Source organism: Ruegeria sp. YTSC192 (assembly GCF_059609705.1).
The window spans coordinates 171,430-183,250 of sequence record NZ_JBXWMG010000002.1 but is presented as its reverse complement, the minus strand read 5'-3'; the positions used below and the strand labels follow the sequence as shown (position 1 = coordinate 183,250).

Sequence of the window (11,821 nt, the reverse complement as noted above, 5' to 3'; positions counted from 1 at the left end):
CTTGCTGCGTGGCTATGAAACTTATATTTGATACAAATCAAAGTTGGGTTCAGACGTATGGCTATAGAAAGGTCCGACGTGGGAACGCAAAGTCGCTTGAAAGCTACGGCTCTGAGGGTGGCAGAATACAAGCTTCGGGTAAGGGGTTTGCCCGAGGCGATCAAGGAGGGTCCGTTGGACTATACTGCTCAGCTCGATTCAGCGATTGCCAGGCTGCATGACGAAGGACGTTACCGGACCTTTATCGACATCGAACGCCGCAACGGGCACTTCCCGCATGCCGTTCGGACCCGTCCCGATGGAACGCGACAAAACATTACCGTGTGGTGCGGCAATGACTATCTGGGCATGGGCCAGCACCCGGTTGTCCTGGACGCAATGCACGAGGCCGTCGATGCGGCTGGTGCAGGGTCGGGCGGGACGCGCAACATCTCGGGTACGACTGTATATCACAAGCGTCTTGAGACTGAGCTGGCCGATCTGCATGGCAAAGAGTCCGCTCTGCTGTTCACCAGCGCTTATATCGCCAATGACGCGACGCTTTCGACCTTGCCCAAGCTGTTCCCCGGTCTGATCATCTATTCGGACGCGCTGAACCATGCCTCGATGATCGAAGGCGTGCGGCGCAATGGCGGCGCCAAGCGCATCTTCCGCCACAACGACGTCGCCCATCTGCGTGAACTGCTTGAAGCTGACGACCCCAAAGCCCCCAAGTTGATCGCCTTCGAATCTGTCTACTCCATGGATGGTGACTTTGGTCCGATCGAAGAGATTTGCGATCTGGCCGATGAATTCGGTGCGCTCACCTATATTGACGAGGTCCATGCAGTTGGCATGTACGGCCCGCGCGGTGGTGGTGTGACCGAGCGTGACCGTCTGGCGCATCGCATTGACATCATCAATGGCACCCTCGCCAAAGCCTATGGCGTGATGGGGGGCTATATCGCTGCCAGCGAAAAGATGTGCGACGCCGTCCGCTCATACGCGCCGGGGTTCATCTTTACCACGTCTCTGCCGCCTGCCGTTGCGGCGGGTGCTGCGGCCTCGGTCGCGCATCTGAAGGTGGCTCAGGAACTGCGTGAGCAACATCAGACTCAGGCCAAGATTCTGAAGCTGCGCCTGAAAGGTCTGGGCCTGCCGCTGATTGACCATGGCAGCCACATCGTACCGGTCATCGTTGGCAACCCGGTCCATACCAAAATCCTGAGCGACCGGTTGCTGGATGATCACGGTATCTATGTGCAGCCGATCAACTTCCCGACCGTCCCACGTGGTACGGAACGCCTGCGCTTTACCCCATCTCCGGTCCATGGCCCGGGTGAGGTGAACCGTCTGGTTCAGGCGATGGACGAACTTTGGTCACATTGTGCGCTAAATCGCGCCGAACTTGCCGGATAACCTCACGCTAAAGTGTGCAACCTGTTTGCCGCGTGTTAAGCTTACGCTAACAAAATAAGTGGACGAATCGTTATGGGGACGATTCGCCACTAGCGTGAAACACGCGACGGGCAAAAATGGGGCGGCAGGAATGATAGGGCGCAGATCACAGCGCAATTCCGAAGAAGGTGTAGAGGTCAGACCAAAGGGGTTTGACGACTACGAAGTACGGCTTGGCGATCAGATGCGCGGCGAACGCGCCACTATGGGCAAATCCCTTTTGGATGTTCAGCGCGAACTGCGGATCAAAGCCAACTACATCGCTGCCATAGAAAACGCCGATCCCGATGCGTTTGACACACCCGGCTTCATCGCCGGGTATGTGCGTTCTTACGCCCGGTATCTGGGCATGAACCCGGATGAGACCTTTGCCATCTTCTGCAAGGAAAGCGGCTTTGAGGTCGCGCATGGCATGTCTGCCGAGGCGTCGGTTGTCCGCAAACCGACCGGAGGTCTTCCAGCCCGTGGCCCGATGGGGCGGGATCCGTTCATGTCTCCGAACACGCCTTATATTCCGGGCAAGGAATCCTTTGTCAGTCAGGTCGAACCACGCGCCATTGGCTCGTCGCTGGTGTTGCTGGCCGTCATTGGCGGTATTGGCTATGGCGGCTGGGCCGTGCTGAACAAGATTCAGCAGGTGCAGGTCAGCCCGGTTGAGCAAGCGCCGGTGGTTCTGTCGGACCTCGACCCCCTTGATGCGGCGCGTAGCACAGACACGGTCGAGACAGCCTCTGCCGAAGCACTGGATCGCCTCTATCGTCCGCAAGCGCTGGATGTTCCGGTGATGGTTGCGCGGGATGCTCCGATTTCCACGCTTGACCCACGGACCGTCGGCACGTTCCGCGCACCGGAACTGCCCGAGGTTCAGGTCGCCGAGTTGCACACAGTTGAACGCCCGGCCTTGCCACAGGTGGTCGAGCAATTGGATACAACGTTGAAGATCGTGGCCGTGAACCCCGCGTGGATGCGCGTAACGGCCGCCGATGGCAGCGTGATCTTCGAAGGCACGCTGGGCACGGTTGAACAGGGCAACGTATTCGAAGTGCCGCTGACCGAAGAACCCCCGCTGTTGCGGGCTGGCGCGTCGGGTTCGGTGTTCTTTTCGATGAATGGTGAGCATTTCGGGCCGGTCGGTGCGCCGGGTACTGTGGCGAAAGGGGTTGTCCTGTCCAAGGACGCGGTGGCTGAGACCTATGCCGTCGCCGATCTCGAGGCCGAGCAGAACAGTGCCCTCAAGCAATTGGTGGCCGAGCTTCGGACGCAAACCACGGACGCACCTACCGAGTAGTCTTGCCATTGCTCTACCCCGGTTGCCGAACTATCTATGAGGCAACCTAGGCAGATGCGGACCTCTCTTCATGTCGCTCAACCACGTACGTCCCTGGCGCGATATCTACCGCCGCAAATCCCGTCAGATCATGGTCGGCACCGTGCCGGTCGGAGGTGATGCTCCGATCGCAGTGCAAACCATGACCAACACCCTGACCACTGATGTGGCGGCAACGGTCGCGCAGGTTCAGGCTGCGGCTGAGGCCGGAGCTGATATCGTGCGGGTTTCCGTTCCGGATGAGGACTCGGCCAAGGCGCTGAAAGAGATCGTGCGCGAAAGCCCGGTGCCCATCGTGGCTGACATTCATTTTCACTATCGTCGTGGAATCGAAGCGGCAGAGGCCGGCGCGGCCTGTCTGCGGATCAATCCGGGTAATATCGGCAACGAACAACGCGTGAAAGAGGTCATCAAGGCCGCGCGCGACCACAATTGCTCGATTCGGATCGGTGTGAATGCAGGCTCGCTAGAGCGGCACCTGCTTGAGAAATACGGCGAACCCTGTCCCGAGGCGATGGTCGAAAGCGGGTTGGAACATATCCGCATTCTTCAGGACAATGATTTCCACGAATTCAAGATCAGCGTGAAAGCCAGCGACGTGTTCCTGTCGGCGGCGGCCTATCAGGGTATTGCCGAGGCCACCGATGCCCCCATTCACCTTGGGATCACCGAGGCCGGAGGGCTGGTTAGCGGCACCATCAAATCCGCCATCGGGCTGGGCAACCTGCTGTGGATGGGGATCGGCGACACGATCCGCGTCAGCCTGTCCGCCGACCCGGTCGAAGAGGTCAAGGTTGGTTTTGAAATCCTGAAATCGCTGGGCCTGCGCCATCGCGGGGTCAACATCATCTCCTGCCCCTCCTGCGCGCGTCAGGGATTTGACGTGATCAAAACCGTCGAGGCGCTGGAGCACCGCCTGGAACACATCAAGACGCCGATGTCATTGTCGATCATTGGTTGCGTCGTAAATGGTCCGGGCGAGGCGCTAATGACCGATGTCGGCTTCACCGGCGGCGGAGCAGGGGCGGGCATGGTCTATCTGGCAGGCAAGGCTAGCCACAAGATGTCGAACGACCAGATGATCGACCACATCGTGGAAGAGGTCGAGAAGAAGGCAGCCGAATTAGATGCAACGGCTGAGGCCGCTGAGTAGTTTCAGAGTTTCATAGTATGATGCCATGTTCTGGCCTGATTTGCCGCTACTAGTAGCGGCAAAGGAATGAATTTTCAGGAGCAGTGAGTATTGAAACTCAAAGCGATTTGCGCGGGGCTTTTGGCCACCGCTTTGACTGCATGTAGCAGCCCTTCAAGCGACTATAACAAGCAGCCGGGCGCCTTTCATGTCCCGGTTCCGCCAACGCAGGGAACGCAGCTTGGGTACTTGTCCGTCAACGTATCAGGGTCCAATGAGAACGGAACCACGACGCGCACCGATGTGCGTATCAGCCCGGGCGGGAGGGGCAAACCAAAGGGCAGCCTCACGCCGATCATGACAGTTGATCCGCGGTTGACGTCTAGGGTTGCGTTGTCGTTGCGCGATGGTCGCGATGCAAAAGCGGCGTTTACGTTTGCGCAACAGATTGCTCGGGGCACCTATTGCCCGTCTGGGCCGATCACTGAAAATACCGGAATCCGAAAATACACCAATCCGCAGGACTTGCAGGCAATCCTGACGGAAAGCCAAAGGCAGGGACGCGATGTTATTCCCGCCGGTATCAAGGGTGAAGCAGTTCCGGCGACTGATTTCAGGTCGAACGGCACGCCGACTTGGGTCGTGTCCATGAAATGCGACGCGCCATATCCCTTCGACTAGTATAGAGAAAGGGGCGGTCATGCCGCCCCTGAGGTGTCAACCCTGTTCAGCCCGCACGCCGTCTGCGATCTGCTTCATCTGATCTGCGGGCAGGAAGCCGCGCAGCATTTCGGTGCCCAGAACGAACGAGGGCGTGCCGGTGATCTGCATGCGTTGTGCCAGCTCTCGGGTGCGGGTGATCTCTTCTGTGACCTGATTGCTGTCCATCGCGGCGATGATGGCGTCGCTGTCCAGCCCAAGCCCGTCCGAGATGCGGCGCAGTGTCACTTCGCTGGGCTCACCACTGAATTCCAGCAGGGCGTCGTGGACCTGTTTATAGGCGTCACCCCCGGCGACATGTTTGGTCGCCACGGCAAAGCGCGAGGACAAAACCGAGGCATCGCCCAGAATCGGGAACTCTTTGATCACCAGACGGATATTGCCATCTGAGGCCAACAGGCTGGCCATCTCGGGCACGGCACGGCGGCAATAGCCGCAGCGGTAGTCCATGAACTCGACCAGAGTGATGTCGCCATCCGGGTTGCCACCAACCCAGCTGTAACCGTCATTGAACAACTCATCCGCGTTCGAAGCGACCAGATCGCGATCAGTCTGTTCCTGGCTGGCTGCGTTGCGCTCCTCCAGAATGGTGATCGCTTCGATGATCACTTCGGGGTTTTCCAGCAGATACGCGCGCACTTGCGCTCCGAACTCGGCTTTTTCCGCATCGCTGAGCGCGTTGAGGTCCAGTGCCTGCGCCGATGTCGATATCAGGGAAAGCCCCAAAAGGGCGGGGGCTGCATATTTCAGGATCATTTGCGTTTCCTTTTCGCTTTCTCTGCGCGTTTTGAGGCAATCAACACATCTTGTGCCCTTTGCCAACCCGGTGAGCCTTCGGGAAGTTGCCCGATGGCCCGTCTTGCGTGAATGCCTGCATCGACCAGCCGGCCTTGCAAGGCGTATCGTTCTGCGGTGACGGTCGAAGCCATCCCGTTGTTGCCGACCTTGGAATAGGCGACGCCCAGATCCCGCATCAGCCGTGCATTGCGGTAGTCGCGGGCGCGGGCTTTTTCGAGTGCTTGCAACGCCTTGTCGGTCTGCCCCTGCAGCAGCAGCGCCCGCCCGTATCCGGCAAGGATCAACGCATCGTGGGGCGCCATTTCAACCGCTTGAGTATATGCATCAACCGCCTCGGACATTTGCCTGTTTTCCAGAAGGATTTGGCCTTTCAGTTCATAGTAGAACGGATCCTCGGGCCGGGTTTTCAAGGCTTCATCTATCGCCGCGCGCGCACGGGCCAGATCGCGGTTCTGATGATGGGCCGACGCCTCGCGCATCATTTGGATGTCGTAAGCCGTTTCCTCTTTCGCGCGGCGCATTGTCCAACTCGGAGAGCGCAGAAAGGCCGAGAGCTTACCCTTCACCCTGGCAAACCAGTAGTCGGCGGTTTCATTGGGTTGGCTTTGATCGCCGAACTCGTCCAGAAACGCCTCGGCCGCGCGCAGACGATCCCTGCCTGTGGGGTGCGAGCGCATATAGGGATCTTGGTTGGCTGTACTCAGCAATTCCTGCCCGGCGAATTTACGGTGGATCGCGACCATCCCACGGGGTGAGATTCCGGCCCACCGCAGATAGCTGGCCGCGCTGCGATCGGCCGAGGCTTCCTCGGCCCGCGTGTGCCCCAGAAAGCTGCGAATGGCCGCGCTTTGCGTGCCGGCTGCTATCCCGGCAGCGGCTTCCCCTCCGCCCGCCGCGGCTGCGATCAGGGCAAGCGCCGTGCCAAGGCTTGCCTTGCGTTGCGCGTCCTGCAGGTTCTGGTGACGGCGGGCCAGATGACCGTTGGCGATATGGGCGGCCTCGTGGGCGATGACGGCTTGCAGCATTTCGGGGCTGTCGACCGACAGGATCAGGCCGTAGTTCAGGTAGATCGCGTTGTAGTCGATCACGAAGGCGTTGAAGGTGTTGTCGTTGACCACCAGAATACGCACCTGATTGGTGCTTAGTCCGGCTGCGCGCAGCACCGGAAAGGCCAGTTCGCGCAGGCCGAACTCGATATCGGGATCGCGGATCAGGCTTTGGGCGTGGCTCTGCGCTGCCGCCGTCAGCCAGAGGACAGCCGCAAGTATCAGGGCCGGGATTGACGCCAGCCGGGATACGCGTTCAAAAGCCATGGCTGCAACATGGGAGATGGGCATGAGAAACTCAACCCGGTCCGGGGTCGATCCGTTTATTGTGATGGACGTGATGGAGGCCGCGCGCAAAGCCGAAGAAGCCGGACGCCACATCATTCATATGGAGGTCGGCCAGCCCGGAACCGGCGCCCCGAAAGCCGCGACTGCGGCCCTTGCCAAAGCAATGGAGCAAGGCCCGTTGGGTTATACCGTCGCGCTTGGGCTGCCCGCTTTGCGCCAGCGGATCGCCCAGATGTATGGCGAGTGGTACAATGTCGATCTGAACCCCGAACGGGTGGTGGTAACGCCGGGGTCTTCCGGCGGGTTCTTGCTGGCCTTTACCGCACTGTTCGACAGCGGGGATCGTGTGGGGATCGGCGCACCGGGATATCCGTCCTATCGTCAGATCCTCAAAGCGCTTGGGCTGGTGCCCGTCGACCTGCCGACCTTGCCCGAGAACCGGTTGCAACCAGTGCCTTCGGATTTTGCCGGACTTGATCTTCAGGGCCTGATGGTCGCGTCCCCCGCCAATCCGACCGGTACAATGCTGGATCACACGTCGATGGGCGCGTTGATTGACGCTGCGCGGGGGCAGGGTGCCTCGTTCATCAGTGACGAGATTTACCACGGGCTGGAATATGAGGCCAAAGCCGTCACCGCGCTGGAGCTGACGGATGAATGCTATGTGATCAATTCCTTCTCGAAGTATTTCTCGATGACCGGTTGGCGTGTTGGCTGGATGGTCGTGCCCGAGGATCAGGTCCGCGTGGTCGAACGGATCGCCCAGAACATGTTCATCTGCGCGCCCCATGCCAGCCAGGTGGCCGCCTTGGCCGCGATGGATTGCGAGGAAGAGCTGCAGGCCAATCTCGACGTCTACCGTCGCAACCGCGCGCTGATGCTCGAAGGGCTGCCCAAGGCCGGTTTCACGAATATCGCGCCACCTGACGGGGCGTTCTACGTTTATGCCGATGTCTCTGACCTGACCGATGACAGCCGCGCCTTTGCTGCCGAGATTCTGGAGCAGGCCGGAGTGGCCGTCACGCCCGGTTTGGATTTCGATCCCGAGCGTGGGCATACGACCCTGCGGTTCTCCTACGCAAGGGCCACTGCCGATATCCAGGACGGGTTAGAGCGTCTGCGCAGCTTCATGGTCGAACGCGGCGCGTTGCAGCCGGTGTAAAGCGTTCACAAGAGGAGGCGGATGCGCTAGGGTCACGCTCAAACGATCTCGGGAAAACTTGAGGCCATGAGCAGGATTTTCTATTGCATCGCGCTGATCTGGGCGCTGTCCGGTGCCGCATTGGCACAGGACTTTACCGCATTGGCGCGCGTGCAGCCGGACCAAAGCCGCATCATCGATTCTGGTCGCACGGCGGTTCAGGTCGATCTTGGCGTCAGCCAGGGTGTGCCTTACCGCATCTTCACGCTGCGCGATCCCTACCGCATGGTTCTCGACTTTCAGGAGGTCGACTGGACCGGCCTCAACGCCGAGGATTTCCTGCAAACCGACCGGATCACCGGTGTGCAATTCGGGGCCTATGTTCCCGGCTGGTCCCGCATGGTGCTGGAACTGGGCGCGCCAATGGAGGTGGACACTGCCGAGCTGCGGTTGGATGAGGCCTCGGGCGCGGCGCTGTTGACCCTGCATTTGGTCGGCACCGATTTTGACAGGTTCAACGCATCGGCGGGCGTGCCGCAGAACCACGGCTGGGATCTTCCCGAACCCGCCGTCACCACATCCGAGGTCCCGCGCAACGGGACGCAGGTCTTGCGGGTGATGCTGGACCCCGGCCATGGCGGTATTGATCCGGGGGCTGAGTTCGGCGGCATTGACGAGAAGACCATGATGCTGACCTTCGCGCGCGAGATACGCGAATTGCTTTTGCGGTCAGGTGGTTACGAGGTTGTTCTGACACGGGTTGACGATCAGTTTGTCTCGCTTGAGCGTCGTATCGCATTGGCGCACCGGGCGGGTGCGGATGTGTTTATCTCGCTGCATGCCGATTCCCTTTCCGAAGGTCAGGCCCATGGCGCGGCGGTCTATACCTTGTCCGAGGATGCCTCGGACGTGGCCAGCGTCAAACTGGCCGAACGTCATGATCGGAGCGATCTTCTGTCCGGCGTTGATCTGAACGGGGCCGATGATCAGGTCACCGATGTGCTGCTGGACATGGCGCGGCAGGAAACCAAACCCCGTACCACGTCGCTTGCGGATGCGATTGCCAATGGCATGGCGCAACAGGGCGGGCCGATGAACCGCAAACCGCTGCGCACAGCCTCATTTTCGGTACTGAAGGCGGCGGATATCCCGTCTGTCCTGGTCGAGCTTGGGTTTCTTTCCAGCCCCAGAGACCTGAAAAACATCAAAAACCCCGAATGGCGCGCCAAAATGGCGCTGGGGATTTATCAGGGTTTGGAGGACTGGCGGCAGCAAGATGTGATCAGACGGTCCCTGATTGGACAGTGACCTGACGGCGCAAAACGGCTAGAATGCGCTTGTGGTTTTGACCCTTGGGCGCAGCATCCCTATATAGGCGGCAGCGCGAAAAAAAGGCAGTGACGTGATCCGGTTCATTCTATCGATTTTCGGGGCAGTTTTCAGCCTCGTGACTTTGGGTATCTTCATGGTTGCGCTGGTGATCGGCGCGGTCTTCTGGATGTATGGCCGCGACCTGCCCAGCCACGAGTCGCTGGCCCAATACAAGCCGCCCACGATCAGCCGGATCTATTCCGGCGAGGGGCAGTTGATCGACGAGTTTGCACAGGAACGCCGTCTGTTCACCCCGTCCGAGGAAATTCCCGACCTGGTGAAACAGGCCTTCATTTCTGCGGAAGACAAGAATTTCTACACCCATCAGGGCTATGACCCGCGCGGCATCATCGCTGCTGGTGTCGAAGCTGTACGCACCAAAGGTGAAACTGTTCGCGGTGCCTCGACCATCACGCAGCAGGTGATGAAGAACTTCCTGCTGTCGGGCGACCGTCGGGCCGAGCGCAAGATCAAGGAAATCATCCTCGCTACCCGGCTTGAGGATACGCTCGACAAGGAACAGATCCTCGAGCTTTATATGAACGAGATCTTTCTGGGTCAGAACTCCTACGGTGTGACCGCTGCGGCGCAGACCTATTTCAACAAAACCCTGCAGGAACTGGCCCCGCATGAGGCCGCGATGCTGGCCGCGATGCCCAAAGCACCATCGGACTACCATCCGGTCCGCCAGAAAGAACGCCTGCTGGCCCGCCGCAACTACGTCCTGCGCGAGATGAACCAGAACGGGTACATTGATCAGGCCACCTATGAAACCGAGGTCGAGATGCCTCTGCGGTCGGTCCAGAACGGGGATTTCGAAAGCTTCCGCACCGCGCTGCCGCCGCGTGACTATTTCACCGACGAAATCCGACGTCAGCTGAGCGAAGACTTCGGTGAGGGTGAGTTCTTTACGGGCGGCTTCACCGTGCGCGCTTCGGTTGACGAGGAAATGCAGGTCGAGGCCGCGCTTGCGCTGCGTGAGGCGTTGCAGAAATACGATCTGTCGCGCGGCAAGTGGCGTGGCACGGGCGAGGTGATTGCCGAAGAACAGCTGGCGGAGGAAGCCCAATGGCGCGATGCACTGGCCCAGCTGGAAATTCCCCGCGACGTCGTGCTGCCGACCCAGTGGTACCCGGCCGTTGTACTGGACGTGGCCGAGCAACAATTGACCGTGGGCATCGAGGACGGCCCCGCTGACGGCACCATTCCGCGCTCTGACATCAAATGGATGCAGGGCAACTTTTTCGACAATTTCAAACGTGGTGACGTGATCCTTGTCATGGCCGGAGAAGAGGGCCAGTGGTCCGCCCGTCAGGTGCCCGAAGTGCAGGGTGGCTTTGTCGCGATGGACGTGAACTCGGGTCGCGTTCTGGCGATGCAGGGCGGGTTCTCGTATCAGGATACCGTGTTCAACCGCGCCACGCAGGCGCAACGCCAGCCGGGATCCTCGTTCAAGCCGTTCGTCTATGCCGCTGCGCTCGACAGTGGTTACAGCCCTGCGACGATCGTTGTGGACGCCCCGATTGAGGTGAATACCCCGCAGGGCCTGTGGCGGCCCAAGAATTCGTCGAACAAGTTCTACGGCCCGACGCCGCTGCGCACAGGGATCGAACAGTCGCGGAACCTGATGACCATCCGTCTGGCGCAAGAGGTCACGATGCCCGTCGTTGCGGGCTATGCGGAACGCTTTGGTGTGTATGACCGGATGGGCGCGTTCCTGGCCAACTCGCTGGGGTCCGAGGAAACCACGCTGTATAAAATGGTTGCGGCTTATGCGATGTTCGCCAATGGCGGTGAGCGGGTCGAGCCTACACTGGTTGACCGGATTCAGGACCGCTTTGGCAAGACGATCTATCGCCATGACGATCGCCAGTGCCTCGATTGCAACTCGACCTGGTTGGAGCCGAACGAGTCTCCGACCATTGAAACCAACCGTTCTCAGGTGATGGATGCGATTACCGCGTATCAGCTGACCTCGATGATGACAGGCGTTGTGGATCGCGGAACGGCGTCACGGCATATCAATCTACCGGTGCCCACGGCGGGCAAGACCGGTACGACCAACGAATCCAAGGATGCGTGGTTCATCGGCTTTACCTCGAACATCGTGGCCGGTTGCTATATCGGCTATGACCGCCCGCGCCCGATGGGCCGGGGGGCCTATGGCGGCACCATGTGCGGCCCGGTGTTCCAGAGTTTCATGGAAAAAGCGGTCGAGAAATACGGCGGCGGCCCGTTCGAAGTGCCCGAGGGTGGTCACTTCATCAAGATCGACCGTTTCAGCGGTGCACGTCTGCCTGCGGACGCATCCGGCGACTATGTCGTGGCCGAGTTCTTCCGGGATGGTGTGGATGGGTTTATCGACCGTATCTATGACGGTGGCTTTGCCATCGGATCGGACCTTCCGCTGTTTGAAGAGGCACAACGCGCAGGCGTTCAGGTGCAGACTTCGACCGGCAGCACTGTCACCGTCGGCCCCAAAGCCTCGCAAGGGGATTTGAGTACCGGCGGCCTTTACTGATCGCTTTGCGAATTCTCTGACGGCCAGACTTGCAATCCGG

Annotated in this window: 9 protein-coding genes; 7 read left to right on the top strand and 2 right to left on the bottom strand. The window is 59.9% G+C overall.

Translation table 11 applies throughout. The features are described 5' to 3' along the window. Window positions 1-174 precede the first annotated feature (174 nt). The 4 genes from hemA (at window position 175) to AC2FD8_RS04145 (ending at window position 4,577) form a co-directional block, all read left to right on the top strand. On the top strand, window positions 175-1,398 hold the full coding sequence (hemA, locus tag AC2FD8_RS04160; protein ID WP_496854180.1) for a 5-aminolevulinate synthase: 1,224 nt from the start codon (window positions 175-177) through the stop codon (window positions 1,396-1,398). Window positions 1,399-1,528: 130 nt separating this feature from the next. Then, window positions 1,529-2,725 carry a helix-turn-helix domain-containing protein gene (locus AC2FD8_RS04155; protein ID WP_496854179.1) on the top strand — a complete coding sequence of 399 codons (1,197 nt, stop codon included), beginning with the start codon at window positions 1,529-1,531 and terminating at the stop codon, window positions 2,723-2,725. Between the two features lie 70 nt (window positions 2,726-2,795). Next, entirely contained in the window at window positions 2,796-3,917 is a 1,122-nt protein-coding gene (ispG, locus tag AC2FD8_RS04150) for a flavodoxin-dependent (E)-4-hydroxy-3-methylbut-2-enyl-diphosphate synthase (protein ID WP_496854178.1), read from the top strand. Window positions 3,918-4,007: 90 nt separating this feature from the next. Next, on the top strand, window positions 4,008-4,577 hold the full coding sequence (locus AC2FD8_RS04145) for a hypothetical protein (protein WP_496854177.1): 570 nt from the start codon (window positions 4,008-4,010) through the stop codon (window positions 4,575-4,577). A gap of 36 nt (window positions 4,578-4,613) precedes the next feature. On the opposite strand, the gene AC2FD8_RS04140 is transcribed toward AC2FD8_RS04145, so the two are convergent. Together AC2FD8_RS04140 and AC2FD8_RS04135 are read right to left on the bottom strand one after the other, a co-directional pair. Next, window positions 4,614-5,372, bottom strand: coding sequence for a DsbA family protein (locus AC2FD8_RS04140; RefSeq protein ID WP_496854176.1), 759 nt, complete (start codon window positions 5,370-5,372; stop codon window positions 4,614-4,616). Next, on the bottom strand, window positions 5,369-6,751 hold the full coding sequence (locus tag AC2FD8_RS04135) for a M48 family metalloprotease (RefSeq protein ID WP_496854175.1): 1,383 nt from the start codon (window positions 6,749-6,751) through the stop codon (window positions 5,369-5,371). Before AC2FD8_RS04135 ends, AC2FD8_RS04140 begins: the two co-directional genes overlap by 4 nt. Here AC2FD8_RS04135 and AC2FD8_RS04130 point away from each other — a divergent pair. From AC2FD8_RS04130 to AC2FD8_RS04120, 3 genes are all read left to right on the top strand, one after another. Beyond that, window positions 6,750-7,910, top strand: coding sequence for a pyridoxal phosphate-dependent aminotransferase (locus AC2FD8_RS04130; RefSeq protein WP_496854174.1), 1,161 nt, complete (start codon window positions 6,750-6,752; stop codon window positions 7,908-7,910). The two genes, AC2FD8_RS04135 and AC2FD8_RS04130, sit on opposite strands and share 2 nt — an antisense overlap. A gap of 66 nt (window positions 7,911-7,976) precedes the next feature. Next, window positions 7,977-9,197, top strand: coding sequence for an N-acetylmuramoyl-L-alanine amidase (locus AC2FD8_RS04125; protein WP_496854173.1), 1,221 nt, complete (start codon window positions 7,977-7,979; stop codon window positions 9,195-9,197). A 94-nt stretch (window positions 9,198-9,291) separates the two neighbouring features. Beyond that, complete coding sequence (locus tag AC2FD8_RS04120; protein WP_496854172.1) at window positions 9,292-11,781, top strand: penicillin-binding protein 1A; 2,490 nt, start codon at window positions 9,292-9,294, stop codon at window positions 11,779-11,781. The last annotated feature ends 40 nt before the right edge of the window (window positions 11,782-11,821 follow it).

What these genes read in the sequence shown, in the direction of transcription:
- ispG (WP_496854178.1), top strand. Translation starts at nt 2,796, where the DNA reads ATGTCGCTCAACCACGTACGTCCCTGGCGCGATATCTACCGCCGCAAA.
- AC2FD8_RS04125 (WP_496854173.1), top strand. Translation starts at nt 7,977, where the DNA reads ATGAGCAGGATTTTCTATTGCATCGCGCTGATCTGGGCGCTGTCCGGT.
- AC2FD8_RS04155 (WP_496854179.1), top strand. Translation starts at nt 1,529, where the DNA reads ATGATAGGGCGCAGATCACAGCGCAATTCCGAAGAAGGTGTAGAGGTC.
- AC2FD8_RS04140 (WP_496854176.1), bottom strand. Translation starts at nt 5,372, where the DNA reads ATGATCCTGAAATATGCAGCCCCCGCCCTTTTGGGGCTTTCCCTGATA.
- AC2FD8_RS04130 (WP_496854174.1), top strand. Translation starts at nt 6,750, where the DNA reads ATGAGAAACTCAACCCGGTCCGGGGTCGATCCGTTTATTGTGATGGAC.
- AC2FD8_RS04135 (WP_496854175.1), bottom strand. Translation starts at nt 6,751, where the DNA reads ATGCCCATCTCCCATGTTGCAGCCATGGCTTTTGAACGCGTATCCCGG.